An 18,611-nucleotide genomic window follows, 5' to 3' on the forward strand; every position below is an offset into this window, starting at 1 on the left:
ATATTGATATAGCTCTTTTAATTAGTTTGGGGTATTTTAATGGTTGATTCTTCTTATATGTACGCTTCTGGTGCTTTTGTTCCTAGAGTTTCTTATTCTAGGTCGATTGATTTAAAAGATTCTTTATTGGATTTGGTTAAGGTTCAAAAAGAATCATATGATTCTTTTACTCCTAAGAATAAGGGTAATGAAAGACTTGAAGTTATCTTTCATACAATCTTTCCAATAAATGATCCTTTGCGTAGGGCTACTATTGAGTTTATAAGTTGTAGGGTAGATGATCCTAAGTATGATGAATCTGAGTGTATAAAGCGTGGTGTAACTTTTTCTGCTCAGGTTATTGCTTCTATACGTCTTGTTGTTATGCAGGATGGTATTTCTCTTGATGAATATAAATCGATTAAAGAGAGTGGAGATCATTCTAAACTTGCAACCGTTGTAAAATCTATAGAAGAGCAGAAAGTCCACTTTTGTGGGTTGCCTATGATGACTGATAAAGGCACTTTCATCATTAATGGTGTGGAAAAAGTTATCGTCTCACAAATGCATAGGTCTCCTGGTGTATTTTTTGATAGCGATAAGGGAAAAACTTACAATTCTGGTAAATTGATCTATTCTGCTAGAATTATTCCTTATAGGGGTTCTTGGCTTGATATTGAATTTGATGTTAAAGACCATTTGTATTTTCGTGTTGATAGAAAAAGAAAATTGCCAATTTCAGTTTTATTAAAGGCGTTGGGTCTATCAAATAATGATATACTCGATAGATTTTATGAGAAAATAAAGTATGTAAAACATAAAGATGGTTGGAAAGTGCCTTTTGTTCCTGATAAATTTAAAGGAGTGAGGCTGCCTTTCGACTTAATGGATATTGAAGGTAATGTGCTGCTTAAAGCTAACGTTCGTATTACCTCAAGACTAGCTAAAAAGCTATATGATAATGAATTGAAAGAGTATCTGGTTCCTTTTAATTCTATATGTGGTTTATTCCTCGCAGAAGATTTAATGGATAGTGCTAGCTCTACGAAAATTTTATCTGCTGGTGAATCTATAAAGCTGGAAGACATAAAGAAGCTTGAGTTATTATCTGTAGATGAAATATCAGTGTTGAACATAGATAATTTGTTTGTTGGACCTTATATATTAAATACGCTTTTCTTAGATGAAAACATGTCTTATCAGGATGCACTATATGAAATATATAGAGTTTTGCGTCCTGGTGAAGTTCCTGTTTTAGAGATAGTAGAAGAGTTTTTCCGTAATCTTTTCTTCAGTCCGGAATATTATGATTTGTCTAACATTGGTAGGTTGAAGCTTAACTCTTACCTTGGATTAAATTATGATGAGGATTTAACTGTTTTAACGCATGAAGATATTATTGAAATTGTGAAAAAAATAGTATTGTTACGTGACGGTCAAGGATCTGTAGATGATATTGATCATTTAGGAAACAGAAGAGTAAGATCAGTTGGAGAGTTTATAGAAAATCAATTTAGAACTGGGTTGTTGAAATTGGAACGCGCAATAGTTGATTCTATGTCCACTTCTAGTTTAGATAAAGTTTCTCCATCTGATTTTATTAATCCAAAAGTGTTAACTAATGTTTTAAGAGATTTCTTCAATTCTTCTCAATTATCTCAATTTATGGATCAGACTAATCCGTTATCTGAAATAACACATAAAAGAAGGTTATCCGCGTTAGGTCCTGGCGGTTTAACAAGAGAACGGGCAGGATTTGAGGTGCGTGATGTTCATCCAACTCATTATGGAAGAATTTGCCCTATTGAGACTCCTGAAGGGCAAAATATAGGGTTAATCAACAGCTTAGCTATATACGCGCGTATTAATAAATATGGTTTCATTGAAAGCCCTTATAGAAAAGTAGTCAATAGGGTTGTTACTGATCAAATTGAGTATCTTTCTGCTATAGACGAAGGCTCACATCATATAGCTGACACTAGCGTAAAGCTTGATGAAAATAATTGCTTTGTTGATGACATGCTATACTGTAGATATGCTGGTAGCTTCGTCATGGTAAGTAGCGACCAAGTTAGTTACATTGACGTATCTCCTAAGCAGGTAATATCAGTTGCAGCTTCCTTGATTCCATTTTTAGAAAATGATGATGCTAATAGAGCATTAATGGGCTCAAATATGCAACGTCAGGCCGTACCTTTATTGAAGCCTACCGCTCCTCTGGTTGCTACTGGTATGGAGTCTTTTGTAGCTTCTGGCTCTGGTGCTGTAGTTTTAGCAAAACGCGATGGCATAGTTGATAGTTCTGATAGTAACTCTATAGTTATACGTGCTTTTGATAAAGAAAGGGTTAACTACTTGGACGTAGATATTTATCATCTAAGGAAATTTCAGCGTTCTAACCATAATACTTGTATTAATCAAAGACCGCTAGTGTGCGTAGGTGATTATGTTAAAAAGGGTGATGTAATAGCTGATGGTCCTGCAATTAACAGTGGTGAGTTGGCGCTTGGTAAAAATTTGCTAGTCGCTTTTATGTCTTGGCAAGGTTATAATTTTGAAGACTCTATTATTATTTCTAGTGAAGTTGTTAAAAAAGATCTCTTTACTTCTATTCATATAGAAGAATTTGACTGTGTTGTACATGATACCCCTTTAGGATCAGAAAAAATAACTCGTGCTATACCTGGTGTTAATGAAGAAAATCTATATCACTTGGATGATAGTGGTATAGTGAAAATTGGTACAAGAGTTGGTCCAGGCTATATTCTGGTAGGTAAAGTTACACCTAAACCTTCTCTTTCATTGCCTCCTGAAACGAAGTTATTGATGACAATTTTTGGTGAAAAGTCATTCGATTGTGCGGATTCCTCTTTATATACATCTCCAGATGTTGAAGGGACAGTAATTGATGTACAAGTCTTTACACGCAGGGGGGTTGAAGAAAATGAAAGGGCATTACTCATCAAACAAAAAGAGATAAATGACTTTGAGGAAGAGCGAGATTATATAATCAATGTTACTAGTGAATATTTCTATGATGAACTGAAGAAACTTCTTATTAATTCTGGTTCTCAAGATCGAGAAAAATTTGACTCTATTGAACGTGAGCAATGGTGGGGTATAGGATTAAAAAACCAATCCATTTCTGAGCAAGTTAAGAGCTTAAAAAAAGATTTTGATGAAAAAGTATCACATGCAATAGCACAGTTTAAGCGAAAAGTAGAAAAATTACATGAAGGTTATGACCTGCCTCAAGGTGTGTCGATGTCAGTAAAAGTTTTCATTGCTGTGAAACATAGTCTGCAACCAGGGGATAAAATGGCTGGTAGACATGGAAATAAAGGTGTGATTTCTCGAGTTGTGCCAGTGGAAGATATGCCTTATTTGGAAGATGGTACTCCTGTTGATATTATTCTTAACCCTCTTGGTGTTCCTTCACGAATGAATGTAGGGCAAATACTGGAAACGCATGTAGGTTGGGCTTGTAGAAAATTAGGGGAAAAAGTAAGTAATATTCTCGATGAGATCAATAAGATCAAAAGTGCTTTTTGCAAGGGAATTAGGTCCCTTAACGATGATAATTTTACACAATTTGCAGTAGCATACCTTGATAATAAAAAAATTGAAAATATTGATGATGATGAAATAACGGCTTCTGTTTTAAATACACCTAATAAGAATGCACTAAATGACGAGTTGAATGAGTTAGTAGAGAACTATTTGAACTCTTGTAAAAGTTCATACAGCAATTTACGTAACTTCCTGATTGAGGTTTATAGCTATGGCAGTAACGTATCTATCTGTAATGATATTCGTAATATTAGTGATAATAATCTCATTGAATTTGCACGCAAATTACGTGATGGCGTTCCTGTTGCTGCACCTGTATTTGAGGGTCCAAAAGATGAACAAATAGCAAAATTATTTGAACTTGCTGGTTTAGATAACTCTGGACAAGCTGTATTATATGACGGTTGCAGTGGTGAAAAATTCGACCGCAAGGTTACAGTTGGTTACATGTACATGCTTAAGTTGCACCACTTGGTTGATGGTAAAATTCATGCGCGTTCAGTAGGGCCTTATAGTTTGGTTACTCAACAACCTCTTGGAGGAAAATCTCATTTTGGTGGTCAGCGTTTTGGTGAAATGGAATGTTGGGCATTACAAGCCTATGGTGCTGCTTATACTTTGCAGGAAATGTTAACTGTGAAGTCTGATGATATTAATGGTAGAGTTAAGATTTATGAATCGATAATAAAAGGTGACAGTAATTTTGAATGTGGAATTCCTGAATCCTTTAATGTGATGATAAAAGAACTACGTTCTTTATGTTTAAATGTAGATTTAAAGCAAAATGATGTAGTGATTGAAGATATATCTCACACTAACATTGCACAACCTTTTAATGAGGTTAGCATATCGATTGCTAGCCCTGAAAGTATTAAGCGTATATCTTGTGGTGAGATAGAAGATGTTTCAACTGCAAATTATCGTACGTTCAAAGTTGAGAAAGGTGGATTATTTTGCCCTAAGGTTTTTGGCCCTGTCAATGACGATGAATGTTTATGTGGAAAATACAAAAAAAGAAGACACAGAGGTCGCATATGCGAAAAATGCGGAGTAGAAGTTACATCTTCTAAAGTAAGAAGAGAAAGGATGGGTCATATAGAGCTTGCATCTCCTGTTGCTCATATATGGTTTTTGAAATCGCTTCCTTCAAGAATTGGAGCATTATTGGATATGTCTCTCAGAGATATTGAGAATATTTTATATAGCGATAATTATATCGTAATAGATCCTCTTGTTTCGCCTTTTGAAAAAGGTGAGATTATTAGTGAAAAAGCTTATAATGAAGCTAAAGATAGCTATGGGATCGATAGTTTTGTAGCTATGCAAGGTGTTGAAGCTATAAGAGAGTTGCTAACGCGCCTTGATTTACATGAAATTAGGAAGGATTTAAGACTAGAATTAGAATCTGTTGCTTCTGAGATAAGAAGAAAGAAAATTATAAAGAGATTGCGTATTGTTGAAAACTTCATTAAATCTGGAAATAGGCCTGAGTGGATGATACTTACAACTATACCTATTTTACCACCTGATTTGCGTCCTTTGGTATCGCTTGAGAGTGGTCGTCCTGCAGTTTCTGATCTGAATCATCATTATAGGACTATTATTAATAGAAATAACAGGTTGAGGAAATTGTTGAGCTTAAATCCTCCTGAGATTATGATTCGTAATGAAAAAAGGATGTTACAAGAAGCAGTTGATTCTCTTTTTGATAATAGTCGTCGTAATACTTTGGTAAATAAAGCTGGTGCTGTTGGATATAAAAAGTCCATTAGTGATATGTTAAAAGGAAAACAGGGTCGTTTTCGCCAGAACCTCTTAGGAAAAAGAGTAGACTACTCTGGACGTTCTGTAATAGTTGTTGGTCCAACTTTGAAACTAAATCAGTGTGGATTACCAAAAAGAATGGCTCTTGAACTATTCAAACCTTTTGTTTACTCAAAGCTTAAGATGTATGGTATGGCTCCAACTATTAAGTTTGCTAGTAAGTTGATAAGAGCAGAAAAACCAGAAGTTTGGGATATGCTTGAAGAGGTAATAAAAGAGCATCCTGTTTTGTTGAATAGAGCGCCTACGCTACATAGACTTGGTATTCAGGCTTTTGAGCCAATCCTTATTGAAGGCAAAGCAATACAGCTTCATCCGCTTGTCTGTACGGCGTTTAATGCTGATTTTGATGGTGATCAAATGGCAGTGCATGTGCCAATTTCATTGGAAGCTCAGCTTGAAGCTAGGGTGTTGATGATGTCCACTAATAACGTTTTAAGTCCTTCTAATGGCAGACCGATTATAGTTCCTAGTAAAGATATAGTACTTGGTATATATTATCTGACTTTACAAGAACCTAAGGAAGATAATTTACCATCTTTTGGTGCTTTTTGTGAAGTTGAGCATTCCTTGAGTGATGGTACTTTACATATTCATTCTAGTATAAAGTATAGGATGGAGTATATTAATAGCAGCGGTGAAACTCACTATAAAACTGTTTGTACAACTCCTGGCCGTTTAATATTATGGCAAATTTTTCCTAAGCATGAGAATCTAGGCTTCGATCTAATAAATCAGATATTAACAGTCAAGGAAATAACTGGTATAGTTGATTTGGTATATCGTAACTGTGGTCAAAGTGCTACAGTGGCATTTTCTGATAAATTAATGGTACTTGGCTTTGAGTATGCCACATTTTCTGGTGTCTCTTTTGGTCGTTGTGATATGGTTATACCTGAAACTAAAGCTACACATGTTGATCACGCGAGGGGTGAAATTAAGAAATTCTCTATGCAATATCAAGATGGGCTAATAACTAGAAGTGAGAGGTATAACAAGGTTATAGATGAATGGTCTAAGTGTACGGATATGATAGCTAATGATATGTTAAAAGCAATATCTATATATGATGGAAATAGTAAGTACAACTCAGTGTATATGATGGTTAACTCTGGTGCAAGGGGTTCTACTTCACAGATGAAACAGCTAGCAGGAATGCGAGGGCTCATGACCAAACCTTCTGGTGAGATTATAGAAACACCTATAATTTCTAATTTCCGTGAAGGATTGAACGTATTTGAATACTTTAATTCTACTCACGGTGCGCGTAAAGGTTTAGCTGACACTGCACTTAAAACTGCAAACTCTGGATACTTAACTCGTCGTTTAGTTGATGTATCTCAAAATTGCATAGTTACAAAGCATGACTGTAAAACAAAAAATGGTCTTGTTGTGAGAGCTACAGTTGAAGGAAGTACTATAGTTGCATCTCTAGAGAGTGTTGTGCTGGGTAGAACAGCTGCAAATGATATATATAACCCAGTGACAAAAGAATTATTAGTAAAAGCAGGGGAATTAATTGATGAGGATAAAGTAAAGCAAATCAGCATTGCAGGTCTTGATGTTGTAAAAATTAGATCGCCTTTAACTTGTGAAATAAGTCCTGGTGTATGTTCTTTATGTTATGGAAGAGACCTTGCAACTGGTAAAATTGTTTCAATAGGTGAAGCAGTTGGTGTTATAGCTGCTCAATCTGTTGGAGAGCCAGGTACTCAGTTAACGATGCGTACTTTTCATATAGGTGGAGTAATGACTAGAGGCGTTGAATCCTCGAATATTATAGCTTCTATTAATGCTAAAATAAAGTTAAACAATAGTAATATAATTATAGATAGAAACGGAAATAAAATTGTGATAAGCCGTTCCTGTGAAGTCGTGTTGATTGATAGCCTTGGTAGTGAGAAGTTGAAGCACAGTGTACCTTACGGCGCTAAGCTTTATGTAGATGAGAGTGGGTCAGTAAAAATTGGCGATAAAGTTGCGGAATGGGATCCTTATACATTGCCTATTATCACGGAGAAGACTGGTACAGTGTCTTATCAGGACTTAAAAGATGGAATTTCGATCACTGAAGTGATGGATGAATCTACAGGAATATCAAGCAAAGTAGTAAAAGACTGGAAATTGCATTCTGGTGGAGCTAATTTACGTCCTCGTATTGTGCTGCTTGACGATAATGGTAAAGTAATGACACTCGCAAGTGGCGTTGAAGCATGTTATTTTATACCAATCGGTGCAGTGCTCAATGTACAAGATGGCCAGAAGGTTCATGCAGGTGATGTTATTACAAGAACACCAAGAGAGTCAGTTAAAACTCGTGATATTACTGGTGGTTTACCGAGGGTTATAGAGTTATTTGAAGCACGTCGTCCTAAAGAGCATGCTATTGTTAGTGAGATAGATGGCTATGTAGCGTTTTCTGAAAAAGACCGTAGAGGAAAACGCAGTATATTAATTAAACCTGTAGATGAACAAATTTCTCCAGTTGAATATTTGGTATCAAGAAGTAAGCATGTAATAGTCAATGAAGGTGATTTTGTACGTAAAGGTGATCTATTGATGGATGGTGACCCTGATCTCCATGATATTTTACGTGTGCTTGGGTTAGAAGCTTTAGCGCACTATATGATTTCTGAAATACAGCAAGTTTATAGATTGCAGGGTGTTCGTATAGACAATAAGCATTTAGAGGTGATCTTAAAACAAATGCTACAAAAAGTGGAAATTACTGATCCTGGTGATACTATGTACTTGGTTGGCGAAAGCATTGACAAGCTGGAAGTTGATAGGGAAAATGATGCTATGAGTAACTCTGGCAAACGGCCTACTCATTATCTTCCTATTCTGCAGGGGATTACTAGGGCAAGTCTTGAAACTAGCTCCTTTATTTCTGCTGCCTCTTTCCAAGAGACAACAAAAGTACTTACAGAAGCAGCATTCTGCGGGAAGAGTGATCCTTTAAGTGGATTAAAAGAAAATGTTATAGTAGGAAGATTAATTCCTGCTGGTACAGGTTTGATTATGAATAAGATCAGAGCACTTTCACTTTGTGATAATGTGGATAAATATGAAAAATATTTTGATATTGAAACTTATGACGAGGAATGGTTGATGGATAATGGTTGTCATTTACACTCTGGTGAGGAAGAGAGCGTAGTGGCATACGATCAGTCGAATTGAGTACAGCTAGTGTGTCTCTTGACCAAAAAAGCCAATAATATTTTCTTTCACTTCTGTGCTATCTGTCATGTTATTTACTCTCACACGAAATTCAGATGAGCCTTGAAGCCCGCTACTGTACCAACCTATGTGTTTGCGGGCCATCTTTATTCCTGTGTCATTTCCATAGTACTCAAGAATATTGTCGTAATGCTCGAGTATGATGCTTAATCTCTCTGAAGCTGTTGGCTCAGAAGTTTCACTTCCACTGAGAAAGTTCATTGCTTGATTAATCAGCCAAGGTTTACCGTAGGCACCACGACCTATCATCACTCCGTCTGCTCCAGATTCTTTGAGAGCATTCTGAATATCATTTAAATTTTTAATATCGCCATTTACTATAACTGGGATTTTTACTTGCTCTTTAACATTTCTAACGAATTTCCAATCTGCTTGACCGTTATAAAGCTGTGCCCTTGTTCTTCCATGTACAGTAATCATCTTTGCTCCTAAGTCTTCGGCAATTTTCGCAAGTCTCGGTGCATTGCGATTTTCATCGTTCCACCCGGTGCGCATTTTCACTGTAACTGGCACATTCACTGCCTTGGCCACAGCTTCAATTATCTCAGCGGCTTTTTTCTCATCACGCATTAGCGCTGATCCTGCATAACCGTTTACAACTTTTTTAACAGGGCAACCAAAGTTTATGTCTATAATTTTTGCTCCCATGTCCTCGTTTAATTTTGCAGCCTCCGCCATAACATCTGGCTCACACCCAGCAAGCTGCACAGCAGTTAATGCATCGACTTTTGCTTTTTGCAGACTCTGATGAGTTTGCATAATCATAGCTCTGCTTGCAATCATTTCTGAAACTAACAAACTTGCACCAAGTTTCTTCACAATACTTCTAAACGGATAATCAGTCACTCCAGACATTGGAGCTAAAATAACTGGAGAATCAATTGTCAAATTTCCTACTTGTAGGGACATATATTCTATGTGTTCAAACCTAGCGCATTTACACATACTGTTACAACACTTTGTATAGCCGAACTTACTTTTTCCATAAGAGAAGGCTCTACCTCTACTATCTCAGCTCTCTCATAATGACCAGGTGCCAAGTATACCGTTTCTTGTTCTTTATTTCCCCATAGCTCGTTGTTCTGCTGATAACCTTCATTTATCATTCCCGCATTTGGCAGAAACAATGTATTTACATCATTACCATTATTTTTATAGTAGACGTCAATTTCAATATTAGCCAGCGAAGCTAAGATAGAAATTTCTTCTATGAAAACATGGTAACTTTGGCTGCTGATTGCCTCTAGATAAGATCTATAAATGGATTTGCCATTGAGAAAAGAATTTGCTGCAGTATCACTATTATAATTTCTATCATATTTTCTTTCACTAATATTGAGATTACTAGCACTAATGCTTCTTAAATCACCTATAACTTCATTTTCTTTTAATGTCGTAAGACAACATAACTTTTTTATTAATTTATTAGTCTTTTTTTTGATCTTCTCTACCCGTCTGTTTGTATGCTGAACCAAATCTTTTATTGAGTCCGACATACCAATCAAATGATTTGGATTTTCTAAGAATGCACCAAAAACTTTCTGCATCTGTCCCTTCAATAACTCAGGCATCCTTGGATTATTCAAAGAGTTAAATTGACTTAAAAATTTGTGCCATTCCATTCTCATATCTTGTGCTTTTTCAGTTTTATATTGACCAGAGCTATTATCACCAAATACCGCATGGAAAAAGCAGTTGCCATCACCTGTAGTATTATATTGAACAATTTTTGTTTGCTTACTTTCTACTGAATCTAAACTTACTCCGCTATCTTTACGACTTATATTTCCTGGACCACCTAATACAGGGCTTGGCGTGCCAGCCCTGCTTTGTTCATCCTTTTTCAACGCTTTTGCAAATTCTTTTCTCTTCTCTATTAATTGCTCTGAACTAAGTTCATATTTTAGCTGATCATCAATTTCATCAAACGATTTGCCTGCTTTCAGCATATCTGTAATTTTCTTAGCATTCTCTAAGGCAAATATTCCACAATTATACTTATCATCTTGTTGTTTAGCTTTTGAGTTTCTAATACTACTATTGTCTATTCCTAGAGTTTTCTGTAGCGCACTTGATACCTCTTCTGGTAATGGTTCACCAAATGAATCGCAATAGCAAGCTCTAAACTTTTCACTCTTTTCGTCGTAAGAAACACCCAGTGTTACCCAATGGTTTCCATTTAAATTAAGGATTGAAGTGAACACTAAATCACTACCCTCTCGTTCTACTTTATTTTTATATTCTTTTAGTTCTTGCTCTAAAGATGATGTAGAGTCAGGACAAGCAAAAATCACACCTTCAGAAGTATCTTTTAAGCCTTTTTTATTTTTGTGTGCTATCCACCCATATTTGCTTTTTACAATATCTCTAATATCAGTAGTAGTTAATTTGTAATTATAATTCTTTTCTTTCTCTGTTTGATGTAAAAAAGAATTATTATCTATAGCTATTTCCGATGTAATAACACCACTATCCCTATCAGGAGTTTTCGGTCTTGCTTGCTTTTCTGGAGTCTTGCCTTGCAAATCTTGTAGTTCTGTATCTTTTTCTTCACTCTTTTCCCCCTTTGAAGCTCTTTTTCCATTAATATAGTTCTTCGCTAAGTAAAATAAAGGTTCAACAACCATTTTGTATGCTACTGTAAGAATTATTCCCATTAAAACCCAAACTACGGGGTTAGAGATGAGCATAGCAAGTGGAAAGGTCAATAGAGGGGATCCTATTACCGCCCCTAAACAGCCAGCAGCGAATGTGGCTGCTAGGCATACACAAGTAGCGTAGATAACGAATTCCTCACCAGCAAAGTAAGTGCTCTCTTTCTGATTATTTTTTGTAATGCCCAACATACTACACCCTATGAACGCTAAGTTAATTAAATTTTAACAAATTCTAACAAAAAAATCAACCATAATAATTTTAGTAGTATGAGAAAATATTGAATATTAAGAGCTTTTAGAGTACAGTAACAATGTTAGTAATAGCACAATATATGCACGATATAGAATATATACGTAAAAACCCTGAAGGATTTGAAAAGGCAATGAAAAGCAGGGGAATTAGAGAATCTACTGCGGAAGAGATATTAGAAATCGATCACGAGAAAAGATCATTAACCACTAAACTGCAGGATTTGAATAGGCAGCGCAATGAAATCACAGAGGAAATAAAAAAGCTTAAAATGAGCAAGAGCCCCTGTGAAGAGCAAATAGAGTTGTCAAAAAGCATCACAAATGAGATAGAGGCAATCAGCTTAAAAGAACAAGCAGAAAAGGATAAGTTAGTGAATGTTTTATCTAACTTGCCGAATATTCCTGCGCAAGATGTGCCAATAGGCGCAGATGAGAACTCTAATTTAGAGGTGAGAAGATATGGAGGAAAAAGACAGTTTGATTTTGTACCAGAATCTCATTATGAACTCGGAGAAAAATTAGGTTTAATGGACTTCGAACAAGCGGCGAGAATTTCCGGATCAAGATTTACGATATTAAAAGGACAGTTAGCTAAGCTTGGACGAGCGCTAATAAATTTTATGCTTGAAATGCATGTTAATGAATTTGGCTATACTGAGCTGTACCACCCGACTTTGGTGAAAAACGAGGCTATGTATAATGTTGGTCAGCTACCGAAATTTTCTGACGATTCGTATTTAACTACCGACGAATTGAGGTTGATTCCCACAAGTGAAGTGTTTTTAACAAATTTAGTTGCTGACAAAATAATGGAAGAAAAAGAACTGCCTGTTCGCTTTACTGCATATTCGGAGTGCTTTCGTAAAGAAGCAGGCAGCGCAGGGCGAGACACGAGAGGTATGATAAGGCAACACCAATTTGGTAAAGTGGAATTGGTTAGTATCACAACTGAAGACCAATCAAATGATGAACTTGAGCGCATGACGAGTATTGTTGAAGAGATATTAAAAAAACTAGAATTACCGTATAGAGTAATGCTACTCTGTAGTGGTGATATGGGTTTTGCTGCACAAAGGACTTATGACATAGAGGTATGGTTACCTGAGCAAGATAAATATAGAGAAATATCAAGCTGCTCAAATTGTGGTGCATTTCAAGCAAGAAGGATGAACACTAAATACTCTTCAGAAACTGATAAAAAGATGAAAAAATATATTCACACTTTAAACGGCTCAGCTTTAGCTATAGGAAGAACGATTATTGCCATAATGGAGAATTATCAAAATTCTGACGGGTCGATTGCAATACCAAACGTGTTGCAAAAATACATGAGTAATGATACTGTTATAAGCAAATAATAATTTTGACATATAGAAAAGCGAGGAAATAAAGATGAAGGTTCTGGTTATAGGTTCTGGTGGGCGTGAGCACGCTCTACTTTGGGCTCTAAAAAAATCTCCTATCTTGACTGAGTTATATGTAACTCCTGGTCGCCAGGCCATGGAAAATTTGGGAGTTCTTGTGGATGTAAATATTCAAAATTCAGTGGATGTTACACAATTTTGCAAGAGAGAAAATATAGAGTTGGTTGTTATTGGTCCAGAACAACCAATAATTGATGGGCTTGCTGATGATTTAGTTGCAGAGGGAATAAATGTTTTTGCTCCAAGTCAAGCAACTGCAAAACTTGAGGGATCGAAGTCTTTCACCAAGGGACTATGTAAACGATATGGTATACCAACTGCCAAGTACGAGTGTTTTGTTGATGAAGGGTTAGCTAAAGATTTTGTACGTAGCAATAAAATAAAGTTTCCACTTGTAGTGAAAGCAAATGGAATTGCAGCAGGAAAAGGGGTGGTTATATGTAATACAGAAAGCGAAGCTTTTTCAGCAATAAATTCAATGCTAGTGGAGAAAAAATTTGGTGAATCAGGTGAAGAAATAATCATAGAAGAGTTTTTAGTTGGAAAAGAAGTAAGTTTTTTTGCTCTTATTGATGGGTTGAAAGTAGTAACTCTTGGGTGTGCAAAAGATTATAAGAGAGTTGATGAAAGTAATGAAAGCCAAAATACTGGAGGTATGGGGTCGTACTCATCACCTTCAATTATAAGTAAGGACATGGAGCAAAAAATTATCCAAAAAATAATATACCCTACAGCTCAAGCATTGGTTAACATGGGTACGTCTTATAAAGGAGTACTCTTTGCTGGTTTAATGATTTGCAAAGATAGCCCAAAACTTCTCGAGTATAACGTTAGATTCGGTGATCCAGAAACGCAATCTATATTACCTAGATTTGATTCAAATTGCGATTTGTTAAAATTGATGTTGTCAGTTGCAGAAGGAAAGTTAAATGTCAAAATGGTGGAACTTAACAACAAATCTACAGTTTGTGTAGTTGTTGCAAGTAAAGGCTATCCGGGTGATTATCAAAAGGGAGAAGTAATTAAAGGATTAGATAAGATTGAAAGCAATCCTGGTGTGTTGGTGTTTCATGCTGGTACTAAATTCGATGAAAGTGGTAACTTAGTTTCCGATGGCGGAAGAGTGCTAAATATAGTAGCAGAAGGGAGCACTATAGAGGAAGCCAAAAGTAAGGTGTACTCAGCATTAAATTTTTTAGAATGGCCAGGGGGCTTCTTCAGATACGATATCGGTAGTTAATGTTAGCTGTCGGTTAGCAGGTGGTTCACAGAAACGAAAAACTTCCTTGACAAACTCCGCCAGCCCCCTTATCATGAAACTGAAGCTATGTATGGTCCCAGAGAGTGATGGTATACTATCATCATCATTTAAGGAGTCATTATGGGACAGATATTACATGGGTGCGCCAAAACAACACAGACGATTCGTAGAGCAATACAAAATAGAAAAGAGAGCATAGCAAAACTCTCCAAGCATTATAACCTTAATCCAAAAACTATTATTAAGTGGAGAAAACGTTCATTTACGAAAGATGCTGATATGGGTCCAAAGCATCCAAGATCAACTGTTTTAACGCTAGAAGAGGAAGCTATAATAGTTACATTTCGCAAGTATACACTACTGCCACTAGATGATTGCCTTTACGCTCTGCAGTCTACAATTCCGCATTTGACTCGCTCTAGCTTGCATCGTTGTTTACAAAGACACAACATTAGCAGATTACCAACTGTTGATGGAGAAGTTAAGTCAAAAAAGAAATTCAAACAATATCCTATCGGTTACTTTCATATTGATATTGCTGAAGTTAGAACTGAGGAGGGCAAATTACATTTGTTTGTTGCTATTGATAGGACATCCAAATTTACCTATGTTGAGTTGTGTAACAGTGCTACAAAACCCATAGCTGCTGAGTTCTTACGTAATTTGATTAGAATTTTACCGTATAAAATCCATACTATTTTGACAGATAACGGTATACAATTTACAAACCAGAAGCGTCATAAGTATGCTTTCCAACATATATTTGATAGAGTTTGCGAAGAGAATGTTATTGAACATCGTTTGACAAAAGTTAGCCATCCTTGGACGAATGGGCAAGTCGAGCGTATGAATAAAACTTTAAAGGATGCTACAGTTAAGAAGTATTACTATCAATCGCACCAGCAACTTAAAGAACACCTTTATAACTTTGTTATGGCTTATAATTATGCAAAGAGACTCAAAACTCTTAAGGGTCTTACTCCTTATGAATTTATATGTTATCAGTGGACACAGTCTCCAGAATTATTTATACTAAATCCACACCATCACACTCTGGGACCATACATATTGAAGATGTGGACAATAATGGGCGAACAGCTCTGTTTTTAGCTGCTAGGCAGTGCACTGAAGCAGAAGATGATAGCAGAATAGAAATTATCAAGTATTTGATAGACAAGCTCAAAGCAGATGTAACAAAGAAAGACAATAATAACAATGCAGTACTCTTTCCTGCCGCTAATAATTGCCCTGGAAAAGTGGTAGAATTCATCATTGAGCAATATATAAAAATCTTTGAGTTAGAGAATTTTATCAACCACAAAAATAATGATGGAATGGATGCTTTGGATATTGCGCTGAATAGTGGAAACGAGAAAGCTATTGAAGTATTAAGATCATATGGAGCAGATATCAAGAATAAGGTAGATGGTAGCATTCAAAAAATTACTGCAGAAAAACCAAGTAGTACCCTAGACAGAGCAGAAAGTGCAGAGGTAGCGCCTCCAATTAAGCAAAGAGTATAAAGCTTTTTATAAAGCGATTATAAATTTCAGTAAGTTGCAGAGGCTCTACAATGGGAAGTGTAGTATGTTAGCAGATACAAATGACTAGATAAATTATATTTCATTAAAGTCATTTACCTTGAAACATAAGCAGGATTTTGTATAGTTGTTTCAATTTGGGTCTGTATATTGAAACAACGCGTGAAAATGACAGGTCATTGTACAAGAGGTACCTAATTCACCGACAAGAATGCTAGATAAAGACACTTACATTTCAATTATTTCACAATTTCTGTATAATCTTAAAAACTCAATTAGTGCGTTATGAAGATAATAATAGGTAATGCTAGTAAGGAATTAGGGGAATCAGTAGTTAACCGGCTAGATGTTCAACCATCCTCTGCTTGGATATCAAAGTTTACCGATGGCGAGGTAAATGTAGAAGTAGCAAATGATCTATATAATCAAGAAGTATATATAATACAATCTCTTTCTCCCCCTGTGAATGATAACCTTATGGAGCTTCTGCTCATAATTGATGCAGTAAATAGATTAGGAGCCAAAAGGATAGTAGTAATTATCCCTTATTATGGATATAGCAGGCAAGATAGAATTATCAAGAACAATAATGTGCAGTCTGCTTTAAGTGCCAAATTAGTTGCAAATCTTATTCAAACTGCAGGTGCAAGTAGTGTTGCAGTTATTGATTTGCACTCAAGTCAAATTGAAGGATTCTTTGATGTACCGATAACTAATTTGAACTGCTTTGAAGCATTTGTTGACTCTATACACACGGAAAATTTGGCAATTGTTGCACCTGATGTTGGAGCAATTGGTAGAGCACGTGCTTTTGCAAAGACTTTAGAGGAAAAGTACAAGATAGGGTTAAGTGATAAGATTATTGTAGTAGATAAATATAGGGAGAAAGCAGGCACATCTCAAGTAATGAACATAATAGGAGAAGTTGCAAACAAAAATTGTGTCATTGTTGATGATATAGTTGACTCTGGTGGAACATTGTGTAATGCAGCTCTTGCTTTAAAAAGTTACGGAGCAAAGTCCGTAACTTCATGCATCACACACGGTGTGCTTTCAGGAAGTGCAGTTGAGAAAATCTCTTCCTCTTCTTTAGATAAATTAGTGATTACGGATACCATACTTCACAAATTTGAAAAAACTGGTAAAATAGAAGTTGTTTCGGTCGTAGATATTTTAACTCACTTTATCCAAGGAGGTAAAGATGCCAGCTAAGTCAACAGAAGACGTTATTACTTCACTAATAGAATTTGCAAATAAGAGAAAAATAACAATTACCAAGGAAGAAATGCTTAAAATTGCACAGCTTGTAAGGATTAAGTTATCAAATGACGAGATTGATCACTACTCCAAAGAACTGACAATGCTGGATTGGATACACGATACTTTATTGCAAGTTAATACTGAAGGTGTTTCTCCTATGCGTTATGGCAGTATAGACAAGGACATTCATGTACGCGATGATGTTATAAATTCTCAAAATATTAAAGAAGAGATATTGTCCAATACAAAACCTGAGCATGGGTATTTTGTAGTGCCAAAGGTTATAAGCGATTAAAGTAAAATAAGGCTCATATCAAACCTATAATAGATCTACTTTCAAAAATAAGACCAATCCGGTAAAGAAGCATTTGTGGGAGTGGAAACCATTTTTTGATTTTTCTTTACTAAGTCTACTAAATATAGTTTAGAGTTGCTTGGTGATTCTGTTCTTGTAAAAATGATTTCTCTACCATTTGGTAGCCATGCCGGGGATTCAATTTTATGCCCCTCTGAAAGCAGACGTTCTTCTTTGCCATCTGGCTTCATAACTCCTATGTAAAATTTTCCTGACTGAATCTTTGTAAAAGCTATCAGATCTCCTTTTGGCGACCAAACAGGCGTAGCATATCTTCCACTTCCAAAACTAATTCTTTTAGGTTTTTTACTTTTGTTAGTAAAATCGATAACGTACAGTTGCTGACTCCCACTTATATCAGAACTAAAAGCCATATACTTTTGATCTGGAGAAAAAGAGGGAGAAGTGCTTATAGCTGAACCTTTAGTAATTTTTTCTGTCCGTTTACTACTTAAATCTAAAGATAATATATTCGTTTCACCACCCAATGAGTGGGAAATTAAAAGAGATTTACCATCAGGAGAAAATCTTGGTGCAGAAACAACTCCTTCAAATGCGCTGATTATTGATTCAGTGTTATCTTTTAAATTTTTTAATATTATATAACTTTTACCATTTGCGTACGAGATATAAACAATACCCTTTCCATTTGGTGAGAATCTCGGTGTTGACACAAATCTATCGCCATTTGTTAAGTATTTTATATTACTTCCATCTTGATTCATCACAGCAATTTTACGCACAGATCTGTAGTTGCTATCTTTTTCTTCAGCGATATACGTGATTTTTGTGTTGAAGTGCCCTTTCTCACCAATCAATCTATCATGTATCACATCCGAAACGAGGTGACCAATTTTTCTCCAGTCTTTTGCTGGAAAAACAACTGACTGAGTAAGTAATTCTCTTTTTGTAAAAGCGTCAAATAAACGAAATGATAGCTCTAATGCACTACCAGATATTTCGCTTAAACTTACTGTGACTACAGTATCGCTTTTCCAAGATTTAGATTCAGCTTCCGCGCCACGTTTTACATTAAATAAGCCACAATTAGATAAATTTGTTCCTATTACCTTTGCAATATTTTCGCTTAATTCGCTTTCCAACGCTGTTTTACATGTACATTTAGATACAACAAGACCAATGTTACCAACACTGCTTTTTTTTATATCAACATATAAAGCAGCTTTTGTAAAATAAGGAATAAATAACGAAATAAATAACACCAGATGAACGAATAGCTTCATTCAT

9 protein-coding genes and 1 pseudogene are annotated in these 18,611 nt (G+C 35.7%); 7 read left to right on the top strand and 3 right to left on the bottom strand.

The genetic code is table 11. From position 1 onward, the window contains the following. Nucleotides 1-39 precede the first annotated feature (39 nt). Nucleotides 40-8,553 carry a DNA-directed RNA polymerase subunit beta/beta' gene (locus AACH21_RS02165; protein ID WP_264329621.1) on the top strand — a complete coding sequence of 2,838 codons (8,514 nt, stop codon included), beginning with the start codon at nt 40-42 and terminating at the stop codon, nt 8,551-8,553. A gap of 6 nt (nt 8,554-8,559) precedes the next feature. Here the strand turns inward: AACH21_RS02165 and dusB are convergent, their stop codons facing one another. Both dusB and AACH21_RS02175 read right to left on the bottom strand, forming a co-directional pair. Continuing rightward, nucleotides 8,560-9,522, bottom strand: a complete 963-nt coding sequence (dusB, locus tag AACH21_RS02170; RefSeq protein ID WP_338482690.1) for a tRNA dihydrouridine synthase DusB — start codon at nt 9,520-9,522, stop codon at nt 8,560-8,562. A 5-nt stretch (nt 9,523-9,527) separates the two neighbouring features. Further along, nucleotides 9,528-11,270, bottom strand: a complete 1,743-nt coding sequence (locus AACH21_RS02175; protein ID WP_338482691.1) for a Ulp1 family isopeptidase — start codon at nt 11,268-11,270, stop codon at nt 9,528-9,530. Nucleotides 11,271-11,602: 332 nt separating this feature from the next. Between AACH21_RS02175 and serS the strand changes: the two genes are divergently transcribed. The 6 genes and pseudogenes from serS (at nt 11,603) to gatC (ending at nt 17,303) form a co-directional block, all read left to right on the top strand. Further along, nucleotides 11,603-12,880: a serine--tRNA ligase gene (gene serS / locus AACH21_RS02180; RefSeq protein ID WP_338482692.1), complete on the top strand. Its 1,278-nt coding sequence runs from the start codon at nt 11,603-11,605 to the stop codon at nt 12,878-12,880. Nucleotides 12,881-12,914: 34 nt separating this feature from the next. Next, nucleotides 12,915-14,186: a phosphoribosylamine--glycine ligase gene (gene purD / locus AACH21_RS02185; protein ID WP_338482693.1), complete on the top strand. Its 1,272-nt coding sequence runs from the start codon at nt 12,915-12,917 to the stop codon at nt 14,184-14,186. Nucleotides 14,187-14,327: 141 nt separating this feature from the next. After that, a complete protein-coding gene (locus AACH21_RS02190; RefSeq protein WP_338482694.1) occupies nt 14,328-15,317 on the top strand; it encodes an IS481 family transposase in 990 nt (329 codons plus the stop codon). Next, nucleotides 15,275-15,730: pseudogene (locus tag AACH21_RS02195) on the top strand (ankyrin repeat domain-containing protein); the annotation flags it as partial. The gene AACH21_RS02190 and the pseudogene AACH21_RS02195, both read left to right, overlap by 43 nt. A 303-nt stretch (nt 15,731-16,033) precedes the next feature. Beyond that, nucleotides 16,034-16,960: a ribose-phosphate diphosphokinase gene (locus AACH21_RS02200; RefSeq protein ID WP_006279728.1), complete on the top strand. Its 927-nt coding sequence runs from the start codon at nt 16,034-16,036 to the stop codon at nt 16,958-16,960. Further along, nucleotides 16,950-17,303, top strand: a complete 354-nt coding sequence (gatC, locus tag AACH21_RS02205) for an Asp-tRNA(Asn)/Glu-tRNA(Gln) amidotransferase subunit GatC (protein WP_006279727.1) — start codon at nt 16,950-16,952, stop codon at nt 17,301-17,303. Before AACH21_RS02200 ends, gatC begins: the two co-directional genes overlap by 11 nt. 41 nt (nt 17,304-17,344) lie before the next feature. On the opposite strand, the gene AACH21_RS02210 is transcribed toward gatC, so the two are convergent. After that, nucleotides 17,345-18,607, bottom strand: coding sequence for a protein TolB (locus tag AACH21_RS02210; protein ID WP_338482695.1), 1,263 nt, complete (start codon nt 18,605-18,607; stop codon nt 17,345-17,347). Nucleotides 18,608-18,611 lie beyond the last annotated feature (4 nt).

This window comes from Wolbachia endosymbiont (group A) of Ophion costatus (assembly GCF_963969245.1).
Classification (GTDB): Bacteria; Pseudomonadota; Alphaproteobacteria; order Rickettsiales; family Anaplasmataceae; genus Wolbachia; species Wolbachia pipientis.